Source organism: Brevibacterium sp. UMB1308A, from assembly GCF_030230605.1.
Lineage (GTDB): Bacteria > Actinomycetota > Actinomycetes > Actinomycetales > Brevibacteriaceae > Brevibacterium.
Genome location: NZ_JASPDO010000002.1, coordinates 147,682 through 173,892 on the forward strand (window position 1 = coordinate 147,682; position 26,211 = coordinate 173,892).

Here is a 26,211-nt window from a genome sequence, read left to right on the forward strand (position 1 = left end):
CCATGACTCAGACTCCTAAAGAAACACCTAACCTCCTTACGATTCAAGACCTCGAAGTCTCTTTCACCACCATGCACGGCAAGGTGCAAGCGGTGGAAGGCGCCAGTATGGAACTGCCAGCAGGTGGAACACTGGCAATCGTGGGGGAATCCGGATCAGGTAAATCCACCACCGCAATGGCAACCATTGGTCTGCTGCCCGGCAGCGGAAAAGTGACCGCAGGTTCTATTGTTTTTGACGGCCAAGAACTCGTGGGGCTGGCAGAACCAAAAATGCGTAGCATCCGAGGTCGTCAAATTGGGTTGGTTCCGCAGGACCCCATGAGTAACCTCAACCCGGTGTCACGGATCGGAACCCAGATTTCTGAAACCCTTCTCACTCACAAACTGGCGACCAAACAGACGGTGCAGGAACAGGTTGTGGAAGTGATGGCTCAGGCCGGTATTCCGGAACCTGAAAGGCGTGCTAAACAGTTCCCGCACGAACTTTCAGGCGGGCTGCGTCAGCGTGCGCTCATCGCGATTGCTTTGGCATGTAAACCCAAACTTCTCATCGCAGACGAACCCACCTCGGCGCTGGACGTCACCGTCCAGCAGGTCATCCTTGACCAGATTGACTCGATGACCGCTGAGCTAGGAACCTCGGTTCTGCTCATCACACACGACCTTGGACTAGCGGCCGAACGGGCCCAGAACCTGGTGGTCATGCACCGGGGGAAGGTTGTGGAATTCGGCTCATCGCGTCAGCTTTTGGAAGACCCGCAACACCCATACACGCAGTCGCTGGTCAAAGCGGCGCCGTCAGTTGCCGCTGCTCGCCTGCTCACCCAGGAGCACACAACGGAAGACACCGGCGCGGAGGCGAAAGAGGAAGAAAAGCCCCTTGTAGAGATTTCTGGCCTCACGAAGGTGTATCCAATTCGTGGGCAAGACGATTTCTACGCTGCAAAAAACGTGAGCCTGGAAATCCCTCGCGGAAAAACGGTTTCGATCGTGGGGGAGTCCGGCTCAGGGAAAACGACCACCGCTCGCATGCTTTTGAAGCTCATCGAGCCCACTGAAGGTTCCATTACCTTTGAAGGAAAAGACGTTTTGGCCCTCAAAGGTAAGGACCTCAAGGACTTCCGGCAACGTGTACAAGCGGTGTTTCAGGACCCCTACTCATCGTTGAACCCCATGTTTACGGTGGGCAAGATCATCGAAGAACCGCTAGCGGCCTATAAGCGGGGGAATGCTGCAGAGCGTCGCAAACGCGTTCTTGAGCTGATGGAACAAGTGGCACTGCCACAACACTTCTACCGCAGATACCCGGCCGAGCTCTCCGGAGGGCAACGTCAACGTATCTCAATCGCTCGCGCACTTGCGCTCAACCCCGATCTCATAGTGTGCGACGAACCTGTCAGCGCTCTTGACGTATTGGTGCAAGACCAGATCCTGAACCTGCTGAAGAACCTTCAAGAAGAACTGGGGCTGTCTTACCTGTTCATTTCGCACGACCTCGCCGTGGTTAGGCTCATCTCTGACTACGTGTGCGTGATGAAGGATGGTGAGCTGGTTGAAGCCTCAACTTCGGAAGAAGTGTTCACTAACCCGCGTCACCCGTATACGCGCAAACTCCTCGCTTCGATTCCCGGTAACGAACTCGGAATTGACGAGGCGAGCTGAAATCAGGTGGCCGTTCCTTGTCATGTAAGAATGACAAGGAACGGCGCTGAAACAGTCGTAGTATCAGATCTGAAACAAAGTAATAGTCGAGACATTCAGTAGTTCTCAACGTTGCTATGGTTGAAGAGTTCGCGCTCAAGCAAAATGAGAACGTGTAGTCATGAGCGTGAGATGTGAAAGGGGGCCACGGTGTCGGTGCCGTTTGGATCAGGGCCGGGTGGTAATCCATTCGGAAGTTCACCGGTGAACCAGCCGGGAGGGCCACCAGCACAGCAACCAGGCATGGCACCTCAACCTGGAATACCGCCACATGCGCCTCAACAGGGCTACACCCCTCACGCCTCGGACTCCTCCAGTCCCTTTGGATCTCAAAACCTAGGCAGTCAACCGGGCGCGCAACAGGCCCCCGACGCACCGTTCGCAGCAGACTCCGGTCCCAGCGATCTCACCGTCGCCGGGCCACCCATGCACATTCTCTTCATCGTTCTTGGATGCGCAGCCCTGGGGATTATCATCGCAGTACTGCCATGGGGCTTCACCGGAATCATCGGATGGCTGATCGCCGGACCAGTCGCGATCCTCATGCTAGGGAACTTCACCACCACCGATGTGCGCAGGCGAGCCGCCGGCATGTACGCCTCCCGCTCAGCCGCCACAACCTTGTACTGGATGGCCGCGATTCTGACATTGATCGCTGTGATCGTGACCGCAATTCTGACAGCACTGTGGGTGGGACGCCTGTGAAAAACGTTCGTGTGCACGCTTTCAAACTTCTCATCGGCTTTTTTGCCACCTTCTTTCTTCTCGCACAAAGCCTGGCAGGTGTTTCAACCCCCGTTCACGCTCAGCCAAGTGAGGAGCCCTCACAGGACAGCGGTGACTCACAGCAGTCAGGTGGGAGTGACCTCGGCAGTGCTAAACCGCTCCCAGAACAGTTCTCAGCCTGCGCGGCAGCAGGCGGCAACATCGACGTTCTCATTCTGGTAGACGAATCAGGAAGTCTGGTCGACAGCGACCCGAACAACGCGCGCGTGACCTCGGGGTTACACCTTGTTTCACGCATGTCTAAACTGACCAAATCAGGCAATCTCTCCGTGGCGGTCAGCGGATTTGGCCACGAGTATTCCACTGTCCGTGACTGGCAAGAAGTCAAGAACGACGGTGATGTCGAAAGCCTCCGCGGAGCCATTAACGATCTGTCCAACCGCACCAACGGAATCGACACCGACTACTGGACAGCCATGGATGAAGCGCGCAAGCAACTTGCGAACCGTGCGCACGAACGCGGAAGCGACGCAAAGAGCTGCCAAGCGATCATCTGGTTCTCTGACGGTGAACTCGACTATGAAGTTCGCAAAGGCAACATGGCCAGCAAGTATGGCGAAACCAAACCGTTCGCACCAGACATCAGTCTGAAAACTGAAGACGGCGCCAAAAAGGTCGAAGAAAAAGCACGCGAGGACATTTGTCGCTCCGGTGGTCTCGCTGACCAGTTGCGTAGCTCGCGTGTTGCCATGTTCGGTGTGGGATTGGGGTCGAAAGACGGAAAAGAATTCGACCTGATGCGTTCAATCGCAACCGGTAAAGACAGCGGTGGAAAGTCCTGCGGTGACCTCACCGACCCTGTTCCCGGCGAGTTCTACCTCGCATCAGACATCGACAGTTTGCTCATCGCTTTCGACTCGATTTCCGGTCTGGGACAAAAACCCATCACCAACGACCACGGGGTGTGTGTCAAGGACTTCTGCCAGGACGAAGCCCACACGTTCGTCTTAGACAACACCACCCTGGACGTTGACGGTTTTGCTACTGCCACAGCAGACGGTCTTCGCGCCGCGCTTCAAGGACCCGACGGGAAGATCGTCGACCTGAAAAAGGACGCAAAGAACGAAAAGACCGAAGTTTCTGGCGTGCCGTTGACCTACTCATGGGAAACCGGCAGGAGCCTGAGTTTCCGGCTCGACGGCACATCTAAAGGCAAAATTGGTGACAACGGCCCATGGGTAGGTGTCTGGCGGCTGGCATTCATCGCCGACGAAGGCGCAGACTCACAGGCAAAGTCCAAATCAAACCTCCACATCACCCCAGGCATAGTCCCAGCGTGGCCTGGCAAAGACAACGCTGATGTCCGTGCCGGGTCAACACTGAATGACGTCACCTTTGCGCTGCATGACCGCGAAGGCAACGACGTGCCCGTAGACTCCATCACCAGCACAGGTAAGTTCACTGCGACCTTTACCGACTCTGCTGGCAAACAGAGCACGTTGACTGATACCAGCACATTCGGGGACATCACCAAGCCATTTAACTGGGACCTCGGAAATGCACCCACGGGAGGCGGAACCCTCAACCTGTCGCTGGAACTGACGACGGCCTCGGCAAAGGATTCTGACGGCAAGGACGTCCAAGGTACCAAGCTGAGTCCTGCTACCGTGGCTCTTCCTGTCACGGTGCAACCGCCTCTGGACTACCCCACAGTGCCCACCAAAGTGGACTTTGGTGAAGCTAAAGGCAAGATCGACCTGAACTCAGTTTTGAAACTGGGCGGAAAAGGTTGCGCCTGGGTAGAACCCGACTCCACAGAAGTGATCGCTTCGCCTGCCGGACTGGACAAGGTCCAGGTGTCCTCCGACGCCTCGAGCAAGGACAACTGCGTGAAAGCCGGTGAAGACTTGGGTCTGACGCTGGCCTCTGACCAGCAGGGCAACGGCGCGATCAACGGAACGTTCGTCGTCGCATCGGCGCCCGAAAACGGCCAGGGCGAACCGGTGAAAACCAAGGTTGAATTCACCGCTAGCGCCGTCAAGCCGCTCAACACGCTCAACTTCGTGACCACCCTGATCATCGCTTTGCTACTGGGCCCGGGAATCCCACTGCTGATCCTGTACTTCGTCAAATGGCGAGGGGCGAAGATCCCGTCGCAACCACTGGTCGCAGTGCGTGCACAGATCGAAAAGACCTCCACCGGGGTGACCCGTGACGGTTCACGTTTCGCGTTCAACCAGGGCGATATGCGCAACACGGTCATGATCGATTCGGGCGGTTCCCGCCAGATCGACGCCGCAGGTGTAACGCTCAAGACCAAGATGGGCGGATCACCGCTGGGACCAGGCTTTGTGGTCGCAGAAGTGCCAATGAGCGTGTCGAAGCACGACCCGGCACGCACACCCGCACGACTGCCTTTGGCGGTTCACAACCACTGGTTAGTCATGCGTAGCGAAGGTATGAACGAGAACCAGGCTGAGATCCTTGTTTTGCTCGCCGGCAACATTGATGAGAAGCAACGCGAAAAGATGGAAGACGAAATCGCTCGCGAAGCTGGTGACCTCATGGATCGTTTGCCGTTCACGGGAGCGCACGCCCCGGCTGGGCACGACTCGCCGTTCGGCGGGCCGTCTGAGCCGCAGGCCAACCCGTTCGCCGAGGCGGACGCACCTTCACCTGGTCCGTCCAGTCCGTTCGGGGGACCGGGGTCGGCAGGGCCTGGTGCTGCCCCTCAAGGCCAGCCGCCAGCTGGGCCTCCGCCATCGGGGCCCGGTAGCCAACCTCCTGCCGGACCTGGTGCTCAGCCCCCAGCAGGGCGGGGTGTACCTCCGTCAGGTCCACCTCCAACAGGTCCAGGTTTCCCGGGCCCAGGTGGCGGACCCGGCGCTCCCGGTCCTGACACCTCGGGACCCGGTGGCCCTGGGCAAGCTCCAAAAAACCCCTTCCAGAATGGCCCTGGGCAACCTGGCCCCGGTCACTCCGGTCCAGGACAGTCCGGCCCTGGACAGCCAGGGCAAAACCCTTTTAGTTTTGGCCAGTAGCCGACTCACCCCTCGAAAGGTATAGATCATGTACAAGTTCCTCGTCGTCGGTTGTGGTGGATCCGGTGGTGAAACACTGGCACGGATGATGGACCAGTTGCGGTCTGAGCTCATGCCACACGGCATTTCGAAGCTTCCAGATGGCTGGCAGTTCGTGCACGTCGACGTTCCGACTGTCCCTGACACTGACGTCAAAGGCGTGGGTAACGTGCGCGACCAGGGCGGTACGTACATTGGAACTGCGCCTTCCTCGGGTTCCTACTCCGTCCTTGATTCGGCTGTGAGCCAAAAGCTCCAGCAGTCGGGAGACTTGGACCAATTCGTGACGTGGGCACCTCGCAAGCCCGCCTCAGTGACCACACCGTTGAAGAACGGTGCTGGTCAGATGCGTGGTGTGGGTCGTGTGATTACGCTCAACCGTGCCCCCGATGTGTTCCAGGGTCTGCAGCGTGCGGTCAACAAGATGAAGACCACGGAAGCGAATGCGGAAATGGCCGAGGCGGCCCGCGCCATCCCGGGTTCCGGCGGTTTTGATCCTGAAGGTTCGCCCATGGTTTTGGTCGTGTCGTCGATGGCCGGTGGTGCCGGTGCGTCGATGGCGCTTGACGTGTGCCGTCTGCTGGGCCAGGTGCAGGGTGTTTCGGTCAACGACACATGTGTGTACATGTACACCTCGGATATTTTCCCCGACCGCCTAGAAGGTGTGCGCCCTAACGCTCTGGGAATGTTGGGTGAGATCGTCTCAGCTCAGTCGGTGTCTTCGGAAGAGCACGACGTACGCATTCTGGAAGCCTTGGGTCAGCACATTGACCGTTCGGGTGGACCATCGTTTGCGCGTGTGTTCCCGGTTGGTAAGTACCAGGGGTTGGACCGCACCACTTTTGGTGATGGAACGCAGCAGGGTGTGTACCGTGGTTTGGCCCGAGGTCTCGCAGCCCTCATGGTGTCCGGTTCGGCTTCGTCTTCGTTTAGGCAATACGACCTGACCAACAAGGACGGTCTGTCACCTAACCGTAGCTACTTGGGTTGGGGTGTTGAAGCGGGCGAACGCCTGTCATGGGGTACGTTCGGGTTCGGCTCGCTGAACCTGGGCCGGGACCGCTACCGTCACTACGCATCCCAGCGGCTAGCACGTACGTCCGTGGACCGTCTGCGTGAAGGGCACTTGCAAGAAGGTTCAAGTGCGGGTGCTCAGCAACAGCTCAACCGTCTCATCGACTCCCAGTGGGACACATTCTTGAGTCGCGTTGGCCTGCCAAATGAAATGCAGGTTCGCGACATCAACCAGTTGGCAACGTGGATCCGCGGAGCAGCCGGTGGGCAGCAACTTGACTCTGCTCTGCGTCAGTTCGTTGAACACCAGGCCGGTTCACAAATGCCACGCGCCCAGGGACAGTCTGGGCCAAACTGGTTGGCCAGCTTGGAGACGTACCTGCGCAGCGCTAATCCACACTTCCGCCAGTTCGCCTCGCAAACGGTGGTGCGCACCACGTTCGACTGGATGCTCAACTTCCAGTGTGCTTTCCTGGCTTCGCTGGAAGACGCTATTTCTGACTACGGTCTGCCGTATGCCCGCGGGCTCATGGAGAGGATGAAGTCCTTCCTCCAGCACGAACTCACCGCCGCATGTTCCAACCTGGGTGCCAACCAAGCCCCTGACATCATGCGCCCAAGCCAGCAGGTTTCCACCTCGGTTTCGGCAGTCCGCGGAAACATTGTTCAGGGTGACCAGTTTGAACGCCAGGTCATCAACGACCTTCACGTGGGTCTGCTCAACGGGTGCTTTATTGAAGCCAGCAAGATTTTTGCCGACGTCTTGAGCGAAGCGCCACGTGACTTCATCCAGCCACTTCTGAAGACCATTGACGAGTCGATCCAGGCGCTTGACCTGGTCGTCAATGAGACGAGCCGCACGGTTGGTTTGGCAAACGTGGAAACCGATGTCTACTCCGCGTGGCCGTCGGATCAAGATCAGCGCGTGCCTGAACGGTTCTCGACCGCTCACAACGAAGTGCTCATCACTGCAGCCGAAGACTTCCAGAACCTGTACAACAGTCACCTTCCTGCCACGATCGAAGGTGACAACGGATGGGACGCAGCCCGCCAAAAGGGTGCGGCACACGTTATCTCTGGCCAATGGCCAGCAGCAGAAGGTTCCCGCGCACCTGGTGGACTCTTGGAAATCAACTCAGCTTGGCGCCCCACCTTCTACAAATTTGACCCACGTAGCCAGGAACAGCGCACCATTACACCCACCTCGGGACGCTATACCTTGCACGTCAAGGCGAACGAACTGCGTTACCGCGCCCTGGAATTCGTCAACCGTCGCAACGAAGCGTTTGAGCACTACTGCGCTTTGTCGCTCGAGGACTACATTCTGGGTAACGACGGCGCTGCTCCACATGAAATCGACCAGCGTAAGAAGGACGTTGCTGACAAGTTCCGCAAGACGCTGACGCGAGCACTTCCACTGGCAAGTGTCCACCCGGATGTGGTTTCGAGTGTCCACTCCTCAGCAGTGCGCTACCAGTACAAGTTCTCGTCCGTTCCCTTTGGTGCGGCCCCGGACCTTGTCGACGCGCTGACCGAAGTTCTCACGTCCCAGCAGTCGGTTGACACGCAAACGATCGACATCTTTGAGAAGGTCGTTTCGCAAGGACAGACTGCCGCAGGTATCACCCACGTCGACATCTTCGGATCGTTTGGAAACTTGAGTCCCATCGCATTCGACGGGGTTCTGCAACCGGTTTCTGACAGGTGGTCGCGTTTGACCTCGGCTGGTCAGCGCCGTGATTTCTGGACGTTCCGTCGCGCACGCCCACTCCCAGCGTCGCTGCCCATGAGCGACCTGGAGCGCCGCGCCATGATCGCTGGTTGGTATGTGGCTCAGCTGACTGGTCAGCTACAGATTCCTGACCGGCGTAACTTGAGCCGCCCGGTACGTGTGTACCGTGCAGAAACCCAGCAGTGGATCGACTTCCCCAACCCGCTTCTCACACCACCGTCTGAGTTCGTGGGGGAGACGTTCGACTGGTTGCCTGCAGTCTTGGAGTCGTTCCTGTTGGCTATCGCGAACGCTCACCAGAGCCCGGTCTTAGGTTCGCTCATTCCGTACCAGACTCTGCGCTCCATTTATGACGGCAGTGAAGAAGAACCGGCCTCGGGTCTGCAGATCGTGTCCGCGCGTGACTTCCTCTCCGAGTGGATGTCAACGGGTAAGACCCCGTCCGGTGCACCATCGCGAGCCGACGCTGACGACCTTGAAGGCCGTTACACCAACGCCCGTCAGTTCCTTGAAACAGTGCACACATTCGCTGCCAGCAAGCTCGACACCTCAGCGAACAAATCGACCCCGAGCGTCCGTGTTGAATCGCGTGCCCAAGGATCAGTGACCCCGATCTTCTGTGACTTGGTACCTGACATTGTGCAGGTGACCGAAGAACTGATGACCCTTCTTGACGAAGCCAAGTCCGACGCTGAAAACAGCGGTGGTAGCGGTGGTTTCGCAAATGATCTACCTGAAGGATTTGGAGCCTTTTAAATGGAAACGAATCTGAGCCTTATCGTGGCTCCTGCGCACCTCATTGGTGTGCGTGAAACGTTGCGTGACTGGCAAGTGAGTGGACTTGTTTCCGACTTCATTTGGATTCCCGTTGAGGCTCAGGATATGGGGCGCAATCTCAACGCGCAGCTGGTGTCTCACGGGTCACTCAAGCCAGTTGACGTGCGCTATTTGTCTGGCCAGGTTCAGTACTCCCGTATTGGGGTGTTGGTCTTAGGTGCTGTCACGGGGTCTGAACGGGACGCTGCACGTCTGTCGAAGACAGGTGAAGTGGGTTCGTTCGTCCGTGATGTGGTCACCCAGGACTTCGGTGCGGCGCAGGTTTCTGCGATCCGTGCCGTGTTTGCGACTGAGGATTCGGCAAACAAGGTGGAGTTGCCGGATTCTAATGGCTGGGTTGATGTCGTTTTGAGTCCGTCGGATTCGAAGGGCCCCCGGGTTGGGTCCCGTCCGGTGAATTCGTCGAATATCGCCGAGGTGTGTGCTTTCTTGGCATCCCAAGTTGCCCCGTTGGCGGGTATGTGGGATTCGGTTCCGCAGGGGACTCTGGACGATCTACCACCGGCGTACCAAGGGTACCGAGGTCGTTTAGTCCGCTCGTTTTTCCGCAGGCTTGACGGCACCGCAGTTGAGGACGCGTTGCGTGACAAGGCATTTGAAACGGCCACCGGATATCCGCTACCGAACTTCAGCGGTACTCCAGCACGCTACTTTGATGACGATGGAGTAGTCGTTGATCAGGCACTTCAGCATTTCTGGGCAAAGCACGGCTACCTGGTAACCCCTAACCGGGAACAGTATGTTTCGCCTGAACCTCAACCGATCTCAGCCGGTGAAGCCCTCAAGATGTTTGGCGCGTTCTTGGGGAATGCGATCAAGGGCACGCCTGGCGCATTAGCAGCTGGACTCGTTGACTCCACTAAAGCCGCGGTTGCACAGACTGTTCACGGCCTGGTTTTTGGCGACCGAGCTTCTGAGTACAACGTGGTTGTGGGTGGTATCGACGCAAGCGGTCGCCCAGTGGGTTGGCAAGAGTCGATGAACGCGGCCCAGCGGATTGAAGGTGCGCTGGGGGTGGACCGTCACAACATCGACATGTCGGGTGTATGGCGCTCCATGGTGCTGAGCTCCCTCACGCTCCTTGACTATGGGACGGCCGGCCGTGACATGCCGACTCTTTCCCCACAACCAGCGATTGTGCGAGACCCTGCTGTTGTCGCTCCTGACCCGGAGGATATGTTCACCCTCAAAGGGTCGGTTGCCGGGCGCCTAGGTGCGATGAGTGTTCAACCGGCCGATCTGGTTCACGCCCAGGAAGTGGGCCGGCAGATCAAGACGGTTGCACAAGACCCCAACATGCAGACCCCTGACGCCGACGCGCAGCTTAACGAGATGACGGACTGGTACGACCGAAGCCGGAAGTCGTTTGTCAGCCGGATTGGCGAAACGATTTCGACTAACTTCGAAGCTCGTCGCCAAGAAATCGCCGAACGGATGAAGAACCTGGGGCGCAATACAGAAGAGCAAGACGACTCGGAGCACCTGCTGGCTGAAGCACACCGCATTCTGAGTGTGAAGCTCAGGCAACTGTTTGGCTACTCAGCTGCTTTGACCGTTCTTGTGTTCTTCCTTGCCGGAATGGACTGGGCGCCGTGGTGGCTCGCCTGGACCGTTTTGGGGCTCAGTGTCGTAGGAAGTCTGGCAGGTGCTTTTGGCCTGTTCATGCGGTCTCAAACCGATATTTTCCAAGTGATTCACCGCAGGAAAAAGGACCGGGAAGATCAGGAGATCGATGTTCGCAACCTCAAAGCGACAATCTCCGAATTTACTCGCCTCGGTGAAGCCTACTCTCAGTACTTGCGTTGGGCAGACATTGTGGGGGCTTTTGTCCACCGGCCGTTCGGTTCCCGCACGCAGCTGGCACGTGGCGAACAGCGCCGCTTCGATGATCTCCCTATCAGCATGGGTAGTGCAGAATACGTGGTTGATTATGCGCAGGTTGAAGAGACCGCCAGAATGCTACGCACCGAAGTGTTTTACACGGGGTGGGCATCTGAGCAGTTCTACAACTTTGCCAACGTGAGTCTCCAGCGCGCTGGAATCAACAACTTCCCACTGAGCTCGGACATGCACTCCCTGTTCGCAGAGCAGTCCACCGCTGACGACTCGGTTCTCACTGTTCTGGCCCAGTCACTGAGAAACAACGGGGTAGACCCTGTTCTGGAAGCCGATTACTGGGAACAGATGCGCAAACGCATCGATCACCCCGGAATGGAAGCTGCCCGCAGCTCTCTTCTCAGCCAAATCCACATCAGCGGAGAACACGCCAGCCAAAGCCTGGAAGACTTCCGTGGAACCGTTGGACTGGAAGACAACCAAGAAATCCGAGAAACCCTGGATGACGAACTCCTCACCGCAAACGCCGTGGGATTCGACAAGAACGCAGTCATCGCCAACAGCGTGCGCAAACAGCCAGCCGGTTTTGGTGAAGTGCTCGTCCACACACAGATCACGGGTGACCTCACACCTGATGACCTGAAGTTCGCACAAAGCTACAGCGGCGATGTCAACTGGGGTAACTCGGAATGGTCGGTCTCTGACCCGGCACAAAACGTACAGCCCGCCCAGGACGAACAACCCACAACGTGGAATAACCCATTCGGAGGTGACGCCATCTAATGTCCTCCTTCGACTTTAACGATCCGTTCAAAATCCCAGAACCACGTATCGACGTGCCACCACCTCGGGCGGGGAACGAAACCCAGGAGCCAGCCTGGGAACCACCTGCCCCGTATGTTCAGCCACACGGCGCTCAGAACCAGGACGTCGAACAGGCAGGCGACACCCAAGAGGAACCCCAACAGCTACAGGGGATCCGGTTTGCGCCGTTTAACTTTGGGCAGCAACCAACGCCACTCACCATGAAGGCGAAACCCCAAGAAGGCGGTGTTCACCTGGCGTGGAAGCCCAGCGAAACCCCGTGCGTGTACCGTGTGGTTGCGCAGGACGCAGGTGAGCCTCACTCACCGGACATGGCCGAAGAAGTCGTTGTCACTCAAGGCACCACGGCAATTGATACCGACCGGCCTCGGCACGCTGTCAGGTACTACCAAGTGTGGCGCTATGAAGCCGGAACCGTTGAGGAAGCCCAGACGGTACAGCCGGTACTTCACGCCGCTCGCCGGATCACACACGGAATCCAAAACCCCAACATTCGCTTAGACGAACAGTACGTTGTGGGGAAGTGGGACTCGCTCGAAGGCATTTCAAGCGTTCACGTCTACCGGGTTCCCGCCAAAGTCAAAACCACAGGTGTCGCCGGCCCTGAATACCGGGTTGCCGGAACCAAACCGAACACGCAAGGATTCACCGACGGGCAGGGAACCCCGGGCGAAACTTACATTTACCAGTTCGTCTCAGTGTCACATGATGGGTTCGCGTCTGACCCCACCGAGTTCACCATGTCGATCCCTATTCGACTGCAACCGGTGACCGACCTTGAGTTCGTCCTACACGAACCCGACGAAACCGAGGGACGCCGCAGCCCAGAATTTGACCTCAAGTGGAGCACTCCGGTCCACGGTCGCGTCGAAATCTATCGAACCGAAAAACCTCCCGTTTCCGGCCTCGACCAGGAAACAGACCTCACCGCCACGTATCTCAACGACCGTGGTTTCCTCCCCGATGACGCTAGGCTCGCAATGCCTGTGCACAAAGGTGGAGACGGCACATCGTCCATGTTCAGCGTCCCATGGCCAGAACAGTGGACTCGCGCATACTTCACCCCCGTCGTATTTGACGGCGACAAAGTGCGCGTGGGAAAGACCATCCACGGTCAACGAGTCCGGCCTGTCACGGAAGCGAAATTCACCGAACGCATTGGGCGCAAGATCATCAGCTTCGCGTGGCCAACCGGAGCTGACACAGTGCGCGTCTACCGCACGCACATCGACGGTGATGCACAATCTGCTCTCAGCGGATCACCCGTTGTGCAGATCGACGAATCGAAGTACCGCGACCAAGGCGGGGTATCGCTACCGGGAGAAGACGACCGAGGTGGCTCCACCTACTACCTGGTGGCCGGACTTTTCAGTGGGGGACGGGATATCTTGTCCAAACCCACTCGCTTGGATTCCAACCCCCTGGTCAAGTTGCAGTATGAGTTCGCAATGCATCTCAATCAGGCAGGTGGCTTGGACGGGCAACTGTATGTCAAAGCGGTCGCAAGTGACCTGCGTGAACAGGTGAGCCTGTGCGTTGTCCATAACCCCACGCGCCTGCCCTTGCACCCCGATGACGGGGCCCGGGTCCTGCTTACCCGCATCTCACCAGCGAACGACGAACCACGACGTAGCGTGCGACCACACGCGCTGTACGCGGCATTCGAAAACCCAGACAGTGCAGTGTACGCATTCGCTGTTCCACAACCCAACGGTTTCGTCCGTGCGTTCCTCGACATGCGTACTGAAGATCTCAAACGGTATACCCTTCTGGACCCAGCTGTTGTCCGGCTTCAGCCAGCCGAATGGCTCAGCTTCTTCTACCAACAGCAAGGCATGCAACAACAACCCATGCCACCCCAGCAACAGCAATACCAGCAGGGGAACTGGTAATGAGCCAAGGACAAGTGGGCGGGCCACCCACATTTGGCCACCGACAGGGAAGAACAGTCCCCGAAAACACGAGCCCGGCACCTGCTGCGCGCATTACGGTGCCACAGACCGAGAAACCTGTTGCCACCTCGGGCGCGGTACCACCAACACCCGCCCCAACGGTCGCGAAACAGCCACCCGCAACCCGTTGGGCGCAGCTGACCTACGCCTCGTTTGACCGGGCTGACGGCTCTCCAGGTGGGTGGCAAGAAAAAGACATCGTGGGCGACCCCACAGACGAAGAACGCAGAACCCTGCGACGTTACGTCATGTCGCAGTTTTCGTACCACGGCACACTTCCCAAGTTCGCAACCCCAGAACAAGTTGCAGCCCTACCGGTCCGGTTCGCCTACCATGCACCGGACAACGAGCGACCAGGTATTTACGCCTATGCCGTTAACGCGGGAGTCGACTCAACCGGACGCCCTGGCAACGTGTACAGCCACATCTTGATGGACCGCAACCCAGACACCATGCGACCCATCGACCTGTGGCGCTCGCCCAGCTTTGCCCGGCCCGCGAACGTCGACGACATTCTGCACACTCAGATCGCAGAAACGCCTCTAAACATGCAGGCGGGAAACCTGCGAATGATCACGAAGGTCCTCCAGACACAGGGCTACACCGAACCGATTCTCGCCGCCGCCGACGCCCTCATGAACACGCAACACAAAGGGACTGTGGTGCTGGTCAGCGACAGGCAAGACTGGAGCGCGATCGTCATCATGGCGGTTCAGTACCTCATGAGCCCCTCCCTTGCGCGAACCGTGAACTGGTCGGTGTACGAACGTGCACGCGATATACGTAGCGACATGCAGATCGTGGCAGTGCCCGAATGCGACCGTGAAGACGTCCAACGCATGGACCATACGTACGTGATCTGCGATGGCGACATTCCGCGCATCGAAGGTGACCAACACGTGCTCGGTCAAAGTCGCGCGATCCCGGTTACGGCGTTCTCAACACTCATCCGTGCGTGCCTTGCTCAGCCGCAAGAACTCGTATCCAGGCTTGAGGCCCTGACTCGTATGGATCAGTGGGCACGTGTTGAAGCACACGAAAACGTGCAACCGGTATGGGCCCTAGCAGCGCTTTTGGCCATGGAACCGGGGTCGTTGGACCAGGGCACAGCGGATCTGGCGCTCGACGTTGCAACTCAGAGTTTCCCCGCCTCGGCACGCACAATCGACAAACTGTTTTCCCGTGTCAGCCAAGGCGTAGTTGAGCGTGTCAACGGGAGTTCAGATCCGTGGTCGGTTGTGAGCGAGTACCCGCATGACGCCCACAGTGCTGAACGTTTTGTCGCACAACGGGTCGCCCTGATCGCCACCTTGGAAGGGCGGGCGCAAGTTCCGCACCCATCGCAGGTTGTGAGTGCCCCTGAGTTGGCGAAGGACGCCGAGGTCGTCGAACGCGCTGTCAACCGCGTCGACCAAGAGCGGGAACGGGTGACCGAGTCCTCTTTTTCGGTTGCTGAAATGCTATGTGCAACCGGTATCGCAGACTCTGATTCGAACCCGCAACTCACTGCGCGACTCTTCGAGCTCATCGCTCAACTGCCGCAAGTTGGCCCGGAATATGGCAACCACGTCGAACTCGACGCGCGTGCCATCGACGTGTTTACGCAAGCTCTTCTCGAAGCCGAAAACGCACACATTCCAGAAAGCCCGGAAACCACCTCGGCGGTTCCTCCCCGGCCAGCCGCGCCGCCACCTCGGCCCACGGCACCACCCCCAGCCGCACCCACGCGCCCTTCCGCTCCACCACCCGTTCCACCTGCGAAGTCACCGGAGCCTGCAAGCCCGTGGGCGCCTAAATCCGACAGTCCGTGGGCGCCGCCAGGTGAACGAAGCGGAAGCCAGCCGGCGCACACAACCGCGAACAGCGATACCCAGCAGGCACGACCAGTTGCGGAAACACTGGCGGTATCCGCGCCACTGGCTCGCGCACTCGTGAGCAACGGCCTACCGCTGCCAGTAAAGGAACGCGTGGACACCAACGCGTTCACCCCGCTAACCGCGCAACTGACTGCACTGATTCTCAACAACCAACCGCAACTGGCCGTGCCACTGACCCGGTACTTGCAGACCTTGTCACCTGACAAGCAACCCACGCGAGTGCTTAAACACATTGTCACGTTGCCCATCGAAGTAGCGGTCGAATGTTTCCATTCCGCACCCCAACTGTTTGACACAGATCTGATTCTGACGCTGATCAACGCGCATGCATGGTCACCAGAATTGAAAAACCTGTGTGAATACCTCGTTGCAGACGGGTCAGCGAGCCGACGCGTATGGTATCCATGCATGTTGCTCGATACATATGATCAGCCGCGAGACATCGACTCCGCCACGCTGATGGCAGTGACGTACGACCTGGGTGATTGGAAACGACACCACCAGCAGGCGATGAGTTCATACCTGTACACCTACCAGTTGGCTTCGACACTGTTCCCCGGTTCGTACAGGCTCGAGAAGAATGCGCCGGTGCAGTCGGTGAACGTGGACGACATCGACCCCGCGAGCGTGGACCCCGACCGTGTGCGGCGCCTGCTGTATCTTGCGCACCCTGACATTCAACCGGAAAAGCTCGTGGTCTTAGCGGTCACTGACAGAAAGGTGCAAGAGGCCATGCCGTCAGCGACCCTACGCGTCGTGGATATGATGCAAGGCAACCGACGCATCATCAACGCGGTATGCGAACAGTTCGCCGATGATATTTATGCAGAAGACGTGGTGGACTGCGCAAAGGACTTCATTACGGCCAGAGGCGGAACACTCCGCAAGATTGGTATGGGAATTGACGTGAAGAACACCCTGAAGTCATTACAACGGCAGGAGGACCAGCAATGACTGTATTTATGCTGAACCGGGGCGCGTCCGTAAGCGTGAACCGGTCCCGCTTGACCCTGTCGGTCACACTGCCCAGCCAGTCCGACACGATCAACGTGGTCGACGACTCAGGTGCGGCAATTGACTTCGTTGCACCAGCGCCAGGTTTCGTGATCATTCCTGAACCGCCAGACAGTTTCACTGTTTCAGTTCAGTCTGGGGCGCAAGAGTTTCCGCGCGGTTCGTCGATCTTCGCGAACGTCAAGGTCGATGCAACCGACTACACCGACGAAGACGAAGTACGGCTCTCTGAAGGGATTGACCCGTCAGGTTTGCGGAGCGTCAACATTTTGCAGTTCAACGCTGACGGTGGATCGTTGCGCGTGGAACTGCCCGCGGTATCCACGGTCGCGCAGGATTTGTCGTCTTCGGCCGAGGCCGTTCGAGTCGAAGCGCGCCGTCAACTTGGCAATGTGGATGGGTCTGCGCGTCCCGTGGTGATTGCGTTAGATGCTTCGGCATCAGCACACACCCTGGATGCGAAGAATGTGCAAGAGACCCTTGAACACATCATTGGATATGCCTCTCAGGTGACTTCAGAAAACAACATTTCGGGAGCCTTGGTATCTGACAGGTATGTTCCAGTGGGTAGCGGAGAGCTGGCGGAACTCCCTCAGCGAATTGTGAAAGAGCTAGAGAGTGCACCGTTGCGTTCGTCTTCTGTGATTACCAGCGATGCGCTCATCGCAACTTTGCCCCAAGATGCGCTGGTGATCTATGTCAGTGATTCGCTTCCGATCGACTTTACACGCTTAGGAACCTGCGGGGTTGAGGTGAAGCTGGTAGTCCTGATGTCCCGTGAAGCGTGGGATGTTGAGACACGTGGAGTAGAGATCCCTGTCCCAGCTACTCACGTTGACACGCACGCTTTAGCGAACATGCCTGAAGCTAGCCGATCGGTTGCGCTGTCTCAGTTTGTCCAAGCACTTTCCCAGAGGAGTTAATGTGGCGAAGTGTGCAGTTTGTCTGTATGACGTTCCCTACGATACGTACACGTGGGCGCTAGAAAACACGGGTAGCGCGCCAGTTGTCGACAATAACGCGTCATTTTACTTAGGCCGTGAAGTCCGCATTGAAGCCACATTGGACCTCGATGCGGACGTCGTGGACAACATGTATGTTCAACCCAACGCCGAGGCCGCGCTGAATGAAATCGTTGCTGGCGGAGGGCTACCTCAATCTGTACGCCTGGGCGATGAGCTCTGCCCGATTTGTCACAATCCATTAGCGCCTGGTTGGCGTTTTGCTAACGTCACGGTCGTTGCAATGTGCGGGGCACGTGCATCGGGAAAAAGCCTGTACATTGCGACTGCTGTCAAGGAGCTGAAACGAGAGCTTCTTAGCAAGGGAACCAGTTTGCAGATGTACACAGACATTACGGATGAGAACTATCAGACGTATTATGAGCGTCCTCTTTTTGAGCAGATGGGATTGATGGGAGCCACCGTGCGCGCTGACACGGGACAGGCATATCAACTCGACCCACTGATTTTTAGCGTGGGTGGCAACCACCAGAACGGTCGACAACTGTTGGTGTTACGCGATGTGGCTGGCGAAGAGCTAGAGAACCCGCCAGAAAATGACGGTCACTTGGACTTCATGAAGCGCGCTGATGTCATCTTGTTTATGTTTGACCCGCTGTCAGTTGACGCGATTGCACGGCGACTGAACGACCTCGTCCCAACGCAAGCACGTTCCTCGGGTAGCCCAGTTCAAGTGCTTGACAATTTGCAACGTCGAATTGGGACAACGGAGCCCGTGCCACGTGTAGGGGTTGCACTGTCCAAGTTTGACGTCATGCAGACGCTGGCTGACATCGACGACCAGGACTGGAGCCGTGTCATGGCTAACCGCGGGTCCGCGATGATGCGCGAACGTCTGGACTCAGATGACCCAGAAGCCGATCAGATGTTGCTTCACCAAGAAGTGAAGAGCTTGCTGTTGCGGATGGGGGCGGACGAAATCGTCAATAAGATTGAAAACCCGCACACAGGTCAGCAGATCCCACACAGGTTCTTTGCGATTTCCGCGCTGGGATATGCCCCGGTAGGGGAACAAGTTTCAAGTTTGGGAATTGCACCGTTTAGAGTACTCGACCCACTTCAGTGGGCTATGGAAGCAAGGTAAGAACATGATTTTAGGTACTCCGTTAGTGTTCGCGTTGTTGATGGCTCACCTTGTTGTAAGCCCTGTTGTGGGCATCCAGCTTGCGCGGATCATTGGTTTTTCATGGTGGATCGGCCTCTCAGTGGCGGTCTTTGGCGGTGGTCTGGGAACTCTGGTACTGGGGGTCTGGGCACTCGTTGTGTCATTTGGACGCTTGGGCGAAGAACTTCAGGTTCAACCTCCGCGTCAAGCATTCGAAGGGCGAAGCGATCTGGCATTTAACACGCTTGGAAAACTCCTTGCAGCTATTGGGCCAATTGTTTTTATCATCCCCATTGTTCTTACGCACTGGCTTCCATGGAGCGCTGGGGGAGTGTTGCCTGCAGTTGACCAGCGCTTTCTTATCGGGTTTGGTTCTCTGCTCCTTGCATTCGCACTGATTTGCGCGCTATGTGCAGCACCACGATGGGCAAACCTTTTCACCTTGAGCGTGTGTTTCTTTGCGTTTAATCAAACGTTCTTTTCGTTCAAAGAGACAGGCGCATCCAATTTAGAAGCGGGATTTTGGATCCTGTTTATTGCGACAGTCATTATCTGGTTGGGCTGCTTGATCTTCGCGATCATGATGAAAGGTCCACAGAAACGTCAAGAACAGCCGCCCGTTGTTCAGCACCATCAGCAACAAAATGCCCCAGCAATGGCTGGAGCACCAGGCGGACCAGGGAACATGGGCCCTGGGACCGCGGGACCAGGATACGGGCCAGGCCCTGGTATGCCGGGACCAGGCCAAGTTGGACCTGGCTCGGCCGGACCAGGATATGGGGGCCAGGGAACCGGTGGCCCCGGTTACGGATCCGGACCTGGCTATGGTTCTGGACCTGGATACGGATCAGGGCAACAGCAGTACTAAACGCAAGCGGGGCGCACTCAGAGTTGGTGCGCCCCGCTTGTTTGCTACTGGTCCATTGACTTAGTTCTGTGCGAACCGTTCAGCGATAGGACCTGTGGGAGACGTGTGACCGGCTTTCTGCGCAGCCCACAGAGAAAGAATTTCGTAACCCACCTGGGCAGCCGCCAAACCGGTGAGCTCAGCGTGGTCATATGCGGGGGAGACCTCCACAATTTCTGCGCCCACAACATTGAGTCCTTGAAGCCCACGAATTGAGTTGAGCAGTTCGCGACTTGTCATTCCACCGGCTTCCGGGGTGCCAGTTCCAGGGGCAGCGGAAGGATCTAAAACGTCGATATCGACCGAAAGATATACGGGAGCGTCGCCCAAACGCACACGAATCGCATCGACGATTTCAGACAGTGGGCGGAACTGGTAGTCATCGCAACGCAGAACCTGGAATCCAAGAACCTTGTCGTCTTCTAAATCCTTCTTGCCATACAACGGGCCACGAATACCTACGTGCATGCACCGTTGAAGATCTAAAAGACCTTCTTCTGACGCTCTGCGGAATGGGGTGCCGTGAGTGTACGGGGCGCCCATGTAGGTGTCCCATGTGTCTAGGTGCGCATCAAAGTGGAGAACTGCAATAGGACCGTGATCTTTTGCCACGGACCTGATGTTCGGAAGAGCGAGAGTGTGGTCCCCGCCTAAAGTGAGAAGCTTGGACCCGTCTGAGCGCAGTTCATTTGCAAGAGCCTCGACCTCAGAGACTGCCTTGTCAATGTCAAAAGGATTGACCCCTACGTCACCACAGTCCGCAATCTGCAAGGTTGAGAACGGGTGAATGTCTGTAGCTTGGTTGTACGGGCGAAGCAGTTTAGAAGCTTGGCGGATGTGTTGTGGGCCAAAACGCGTTCCTGAACGGTACGAAACTCCAGCGTCAAACGGAATGCCAACGACTTTGACATCGATCGGTGCGCCAGGCCGCTCTTTTTCAACCTCATCAATACGGGGAAGAAGCCCAAACGTGGGCGGTCCGGCAAAACGTGGAGTGAGACTGTAATCAGCAGGTCCCAATGGCGTTTCACTCATGAGTGTCCTTCTTTCACAGGGTACGTGTGACCTTTCGCACAAGGCGTGTCACCTCATTCTGCCATGTATTTACCACGGCTTATCGGACCACGAAGAGCCACTTGACTGATCGTTGTTCTGGCGCCCTTGAGCATCCTCGTTTCGCTTAGCGAGTTCCTCTTGTTTGGGATCAGATCCTTCTTTGCTTCCCTTGCCAGAAGGCTGATCGGAGCCCGCACCCCCAGCGCCGTTGCTGTCGCCGTCACCCGACCCTTCATCCTCTTCGCCTGGGTCATTACCAGAGTCACCGTCTTGCGTTGGATCGTCACCACCGTCGGAGCTATCCTTCTTCATTTCTTCTCCGCCGTCTCCTTGATCCTTCTGCTTATCGCCGTCCTTCTTTTCTTGTTCCTTTTTCTTCTTTTCCTCTTCTTCTTTGCGCTTCTCTTCTTCTTCTTGTTCTTTACGCTCTTGTTCAGTCTGGTCCATGCGCTTCTCGGCCTGGTCCATATTCTGCTTTTGCTGGTTCTGACGGCACCCTTCCGGCGCGTCTGTCGAAATCTTCTTCGCCTCTTCTAAAAGTTTCTTCGCTTCGTCGCGTCGGTCCGCTTCCCTCGCGACGTTCGACTTTTCTTCAATCACCGCGGAAAGGTTCTGGCGAACGGCACATTCGTCACGTTCAGGCGTCAGGTCCAGTGCAGTACGTAGCTCGTCTTCAGCTGCGTCAAGCTCGCCTTTGGCCGCAAGTGCCGTTCCCACGTTGAAAGGTCCTTTGTGTTTGTCAAAAGGGACAAAAGAGTCATAGCGTTTAGCGTGCGCGATCGCAGAGTCATAATTTCCCTTGTTATAAGCGGACGACGCGAGGGCTAAAAATGAGGATGCGACGGCACTGTAGATACCTACAGCGAGTATGAGCAGACCCACAATGATGCTGATCAGCGTTCCCAGTGAAAGCTTCTTCATTTTCGACCGATCCTTGCGATTTCGCGTACACGCTTCAACGCCATGGTGGTTTCAACGACGATCCAGGCATACACCAGAATGAGCGGGATCCAGAACAGCTCATCCACTCCGCGTTGATCTTTCTTATCAACGAACGACTGTTCGAAAGACGGCACCGAGTAGTCCTGAGTGATCTTTGAGCGCGCGGTGCGGTGGTGATAGTCGGTTCCCAGTGAAGAAGCGATCTTCTTCAATGTCGACTCGTCAATTTTTGACAGGGCAGGTTCCCTGGTTTCGGGGTCGTCGATGTATTCGGGGTCGCGGCTGAGGAAAGAGTCGAGAGTTTCCTTCATCTTCCCGCCCTTTTCGGTGCCGTATCCAAAAACTGCACCGCCCGCGAGGTTGAAATCACCGTCGAAGGAATCAGCACCCTTCTCAGAGGTCTTTTCGCCATCGCCAAAATAGAAGACGTACTGGTCTTCACCCGGGTGCGCTTCCTGCCCCTTTGCCAAGCGAGAACTTACTGTTTCTGCCGGCGCGAAGGGAGAAGTTCCTGCTGAACTGCGAGTAATTTCCGGAGCCAAAATGGAAATCGCAGACTTCACAGCAGCGTCATCCGTAGTGAGCGGGACACGCACATGTGACTCCGAACCAAAAGTGATGAGCGAAAACTTGGCGCCGGGCATCGCATCGACCAGTTCTGTTAGGTCTTTCTTCAAGCCTTCCAAACGTGGCTCGGAACCATCCCAGTCTTCAGCGATCATCGAGGCAGTCACATCGACCACCAGATAAACCTGAGCCGACGCTTCTTGTTTGAGGACAACGACCTCGGTGGGAATTCCTGGACGCGCAATTGCGGTCGCCAAAATAAACACCACCACAGCGCGCAAACACCACATAACTCGTTGATGGGAGCGGGTAAACGCCGCAACACAGCACCCGATCATGACCACCACGACCAAGGGAACTAAAACAACGAACGGGATAAGCGGGTTAAACGTCACAGTTTCACTCCCCACGCAAGAGCAAGAATGATGAGAAGGATGACCCCCGTGATGCTCAGCGGAATCGCTGGGTGGTCGTGAGTCAGCGTCACTGCGTCGCCAGGCGTCAAAGCGGCCTCTTCCTGCTGCACTTTCTGAATGACACCTCGGGCACCACCGCCACTACCCATGGTGAACATCTCGCCACCAGTGAGCTCAGCTGCTTGTTTGAGCTCGTCGAGCTTCGATGCTCCAAAGAAACCTTTCGGCGCCAGCGCATAGACGCGAATCTTGTGTTTCTTAGCGAGCTCGGCTGCTTCCATAAGTTCATAGATGGGGTTGCCCGCCAACTGATTGTCGGTAGCAAAAATAACTGACCGTGACCGCTCCTCGTCATTCCGGTCAAAGTTGTTCAGGCACGACGCCAGCCCATCTCCAATGAGCGAAGAGCCGTCAATCGACCGGTCCACAGTGCCTTGATAAAAGTTGATACCGCGCAAACCGTTCGACTCAAAACCCAGTTGAGCGTCTTCGAGGAACTCGGAGGCCATTTCGTAATCAGTGGTCAGTGGAAACACCGAAACTGCAGCCGAATTGAACACCGTCATCCCGATCCGCTCGCCCTTAAACGACTGAATGAGATCGGCATACGTGTCCAGAATCTTCGCGTTGTACGACGCCATCGACCCAGACGCGTCAAGGCACAACATCACATCGCGCTGTTTTTGTTCGGGGTTGAGTGTCTCCGTGGTGACTGGGCGAGAAATCCCAGCTAAAGCGCTTGCCCCACCAATTACCGTCACAGCAACAATAGCCAGACCGCCAATCAGAACGCGACGCTTACGCGCAACGAATCCGGGAAGGGAAGTGATGCGGCGCGTGTACGCGACGGGCACGGAACCTTTGAGCGACCTCGGCCGGGAAAGCAGAAGAACCACAACGCCAGCAATGACAAGAAGGATGAGCGCGAGCCACCAAAACTTCAGGACCACATTCCCACCAGCTTTCTCACTTCAGCGAAAAGAGGAGCCACATCAGTCGCTTCTTCTGTTGCGAACTCCGCGACGTACAGGTGTTCCACAGTGTGAGCCACGGGGCGCAGACCCATGTGTCGCAGTTCGGCAAGAGTCATGTGGTCGATCTTGTGTCCCCACGCGTCGAAAGCGAACTGGCGGACCAACTCACCCAGCTTTTGAGCTACTTGACGGCCACTCAGATCTTCTGTGGCGAACTGCTCCTCAAGCGCTGTCAGCTGAGATTCGTACTTGGTGCGCACGTGAGTAGGCACTTCAAGGTCCTTGTTGCCACTGCCAAGAAAGCGCGAAACCAAGGGCCACGTCAAGACCAGCAACCCCAGCAGAATGCCCGCAATCGCGCACACCAGAAGGGCCGGGTGGGCCTGGAGAAGCGGATGCAGTTTATCGACGAGCATTCGCGTGCCTCTTCATGAGTCGGTGAAGTTCGTGGAGGGTGTCTTTGGTGTGCGACAGTTCAACGTGCGAAACGGTTTTGAGCGCATGTTCAAACTCTGCCTGGCGGGCTTCCTCCCGACGTTCGTACTCCGCTTGCAGTTCGCGCGACAGCAGGGACTTGGGAATGTTGGTGTCGTCGCCAACACCCAGTCCTCGGAGATCGCCGAGGTGGCTAGCCGCGATCAGGTCCGCGTCAGTGAGGGTGACCCACATGAAGTCGTGCTGCGCAGACAGCCGTTGGACGAGTTTGGGGTTGACCGGAACGCCTGCGTCGCTGATGACGAACAGGAGTTTACGGCGAGAAACGTTCCGCGCTACCCACGACAGCTGCGTGTTGATATCGCCAGCGTCGAGCGTGCGGGAGTGCAGGATCGTGCGCAAAATGCTTTCCAAATGAGCCTCAGAACCTGCTGAATCAGTAGCGCCGGTACCGCCGGCAGAACCATAGACCATGCTCACGTCGTCCCCGTGACGGACCGCGAGGTATCCGGCCATCCCCGCCATGAGAATGGCGAGTTCACGCTTGAGCTCACCACCTGCACTGGAAGCGTCAAGTTCCACACCCGTGTTAACGACAAGCATGAGTGCGTGCCGGCGGTGAGCTACATACCGCTTAACTAGTGGGGTGGAGTGGCGGGCGGACGCCTTCCAGTCGATGTCGCGAATTTCATCGCCAGGGACGTATTCGCGAAGGTCGTCGAAGTCGAGCGAATGTCCGTGATAGACCGAGGCGTAGTCACCGTCTAACAGACGTCGAGTGAGTCGTCGTGCATGAAAGTTCATGCGCGACTTTACGCGGGGGAGGAGTGTTGTCATGGGGCAGGGATCACGCGGAGAAGTTCGTGGATGATGGTTTCCGATGTCACGCCTTCGGCCGCACCTTCAAAACCAACAATGATGCGGTGGCGCAGAACGCGCAAAGCCAAACTTTTCACGTCCTCGGGAACGGCATAATTCCGGCCGTGCATGACAGCTAATGCGCGCGCTGCCTGCGTAAACGCAATCGAAGCACGCGGTGATGCGCCACAGTCGATAAAGCGGGCCAAAGGGCCGATATAGCGTTCAGGGTTACGTGTAGCGTTAACAATAGCGACGAGGTAGTTGGAAATGGCTGGGTCGATATAGACCTTTTTGACAAAGGCACGCAGCTCAACGACGTCCTCAACGCTACACGCAGACTCAACCTGGGAGTCGAACACTCCTGCATCAATGCGATTGAGAATCTCGATCTCTTCTTCGTGGGTTGGGTAGTCCAGGATGTCCTTGAGCATGAAACGGTCCAACTGCGCCTCAGGAAGTTCGTACGTTCCTTCCTGCTCAATAGGGTTCTGGGTTGCCAAGACGAGGAAAGGGGAAGGGAGGTCGTAACGAACGCCGCCAATGGTGGTCTGCTTTTCTTGCATGGCTTCAAGCATGGCGCTCTGAGTTTTAGCAGATGAGCGGTTGATTTCGTCAAGGAGGACTAGGTTGGCGTGTACTGGGCCTAAACGGGTTTCGAACGATCCAGTGGCTGAGTTGTAGATTTCCGAACCGATGATGTCAGACGGCAGGAGGTCTGGCGTGCACTGGATGCGAGCGAACTTTCCTTCGACCGAACCTGCAAGTGCCGCGGCAGCTGTAGTTTTTGCAAGGCCCGGCACACTTTCCAGGAGAATGTGGCCGCCGGTGAGGAGGCCGATCAACAGACTTTCGCGCAGTCGCTGTTGTCCCACGACATATGTGTCTACATAGGACTCGATGTTGGCCAGAAGCGCGCCTGCGTGTGCGACTTCTTCCTGGGATGTGGTACTCATGGGTTCCTTTCTGGGGTGTCGTTTCTAGGATATGAAAAAAAGTGGCAGGTGGCTGAGCTGCGTGTGTCAGTCTCGAAACACGTACGCGAACAGGCGTGAAAGGTTCTCCTCAAATCCGTCACCCATGGCTGCGCGATGTTCGTTGGGTGCGTGTGAAAAAAATTTTTAAAGAATTTTTTCTGTGGATAAATCGGAATTTGAATGTGGGTAGCTGTGGATGAAGGGTGAAGTCCGAAGTGTGAAGCGAACTGAATGTCTGGGCAAACCTGCTGGTAGTCGAACTACATGCTTGTTATTTCCATGTGTGGACAACCTGGATAACTGTTTCCACTCCCTGTGCACAGTGAGAACACACACATGAAATTACACTGGTGTAA

At 56.8% G+C, this 26,211-nt stretch carries 17 protein-coding genes; 10 read left to right on the forward strand and 7 right to left on the reverse strand.

Annotation, left to right across the window (positions count from 1 at the left end; all coding sequences use genetic code 11):
* Nucleotides 1-2 precede the first annotated feature (2 nt).
* The 10 genes from QP868_RS01940 to QP868_RS01985 all read left to right on the forward strand — a co-directional run bounded on the left by QP868_RS01940 (nt 3) and on the right by QP868_RS01985 (nt 19,591).
* Nucleotides 3-1,664, forward strand: a complete 1,662-nt coding sequence (locus tag QP868_RS01940) for an ABC transporter ATP-binding protein (RefSeq protein ID WP_284924907.1) — start codon at nt 3-5, stop codon at nt 1,662-1,664.
* 282 nt (nt 1,665-1,946) lie between these two features.
* A complete protein-coding gene (locus tag QP868_RS01945) occupies nt 1,947-2,408 on the forward strand; it encodes a hypothetical protein (protein WP_284924908.1) in 462 nt (153 codons plus the stop codon).
* Nucleotides 2,409-2,419: 11 nt separating this feature from the next.
* Entirely contained in the window at nt 2,420-5,470 is a 3,051-nt protein-coding gene (locus QP868_RS01950; protein ID WP_284924910.1) for a vWA domain-containing protein, read from the forward strand.
* A gap of 28 nt (nt 5,471-5,498) precedes the next feature.
* The gene (locus QP868_RS01955) at nt 5,499-9,011 is read left to right on the forward strand and encodes a tubulin-like doman-containing protein (protein WP_284924912.1); all 3,513 of its coding nucleotides are present in this window, start codon (nt 5,499-5,501) and stop codon (nt 9,009-9,011) included.
* On the forward strand, nt 9,012-11,711 hold the full coding sequence (locus QP868_RS01960; RefSeq protein ID WP_284924913.1) for a DNA translocase FtsK 4TM domain-containing protein: 2,700 nt from the start codon (nt 9,012-9,014) through the stop codon (nt 11,709-11,711).
* The gene (locus tag QP868_RS01965; protein ID WP_284924915.1) at nt 11,711-13,645 is read left to right on the forward strand and encodes a SaeA-related protein; all 1,935 of its coding nucleotides are present in this window, start codon (nt 11,711-11,713) and stop codon (nt 13,643-13,645) included. Before QP868_RS01960 ends, QP868_RS01965 begins: the two co-directional genes overlap by 1 nt.
* Nucleotides 13,645-16,536 carry a GAP1-N2 domain-containing protein gene (locus QP868_RS01970; RefSeq protein ID WP_284924917.1) on the forward strand — a complete coding sequence of 964 codons (2,892 nt, stop codon included), beginning with the start codon at nt 13,645-13,647 and terminating at the stop codon, nt 16,534-16,536. Before QP868_RS01965 ends, QP868_RS01970 begins: the two co-directional genes overlap by 1 nt.
* The gene (locus QP868_RS01975) at nt 16,533-17,519 is read left to right on the forward strand and encodes a hypothetical protein (protein ID WP_284924919.1); all 987 of its coding nucleotides are present in this window, start codon (nt 16,533-16,535) and stop codon (nt 17,517-17,519) included. Before QP868_RS01970 ends, QP868_RS01975 begins: the two co-directional genes overlap by 4 nt.
* A 1-nt stretch (nt 17,520) precedes the next feature.
* A complete protein-coding gene (locus QP868_RS01980; RefSeq protein ID WP_284924920.1) occupies nt 17,521-18,702 on the forward strand; it encodes a TRAFAC clade GTPase domain-containing protein in 1,182 nt (393 codons plus the stop codon).
* Between the two features lie 4 nt (nt 18,703-18,706).
* Nucleotides 18,707-19,591: a hypothetical protein gene (locus tag QP868_RS01985; RefSeq protein WP_284924922.1), complete on the forward strand. Its 885-nt coding sequence runs from the start codon at nt 18,707-18,709 to the stop codon at nt 19,589-19,591.
* A 60-nt stretch (nt 19,592-19,651) separates the two neighbouring features.
* On the opposite strand, the gene speB is transcribed toward QP868_RS01985, so the two are convergent.
* The 7 genes from speB to QP868_RS02020 form a co-directional block, all read right to left on the reverse strand.
* The gene (gene speB, locus QP868_RS01990) at nt 19,652-20,665 is read right to left on the reverse strand and encodes an agmatinase (protein ID WP_284924923.1); all 1,014 of its coding nucleotides are present in this window, start codon (nt 20,663-20,665) and stop codon (nt 19,652-19,654) included.
* A gap of 69 nt (nt 20,666-20,734) precedes the next feature.
* Nucleotides 20,735-21,607, reverse strand: a complete 873-nt coding sequence (locus tag QP868_RS01995) for a hypothetical protein (protein ID WP_284924924.1) — start codon at nt 21,605-21,607, stop codon at nt 20,735-20,737.
* A complete protein-coding gene (locus tag QP868_RS02000) occupies nt 21,604-22,605 on the reverse strand; it encodes a VWA domain-containing protein (protein WP_284924925.1) in 1,002 nt (333 codons plus the stop codon). The genes QP868_RS01995 and QP868_RS02000 overlap by 4 nt, the downstream gene beginning before the upstream one ends.
* The gene (locus QP868_RS02005; RefSeq protein WP_284924927.1) at nt 22,587-23,561 is read right to left on the reverse strand and encodes a vWA domain-containing protein; all 975 of its coding nucleotides are present in this window, start codon (nt 23,559-23,561) and stop codon (nt 22,587-22,589) included. The genes QP868_RS02000 and QP868_RS02005 overlap by 19 nt, the downstream gene beginning before the upstream one ends.
* Entirely contained in the window at nt 23,552-24,001 is a 450-nt protein-coding gene (locus QP868_RS02010; protein WP_284924929.1) for a hypothetical protein, read from the reverse strand. Before QP868_RS02010 ends, QP868_RS02005 begins: the two co-directional genes overlap by 10 nt.
* Nucleotides 23,988-24,824 carry a DUF58 domain-containing protein gene (locus QP868_RS02015; protein ID WP_284924931.1) on the reverse strand — a complete coding sequence of 279 codons (837 nt, stop codon included), beginning with the start codon at nt 24,822-24,824 and terminating at the stop codon, nt 23,988-23,990. Before QP868_RS02015 ends, QP868_RS02010 begins: the two co-directional genes overlap by 14 nt.
* 29 nt (nt 24,825-24,853) lie before the next feature.
* Nucleotides 24,854-25,834 (reverse strand): AAA family ATPase, encoded by a 981-nt coding sequence (locus QP868_RS02020; protein ID WP_284924932.1) that lies wholly within the window; start codon nt 25,832-25,834, stop codon nt 24,854-24,856.
* Nucleotides 25,835-26,211 lie beyond the last annotated feature (377 nt).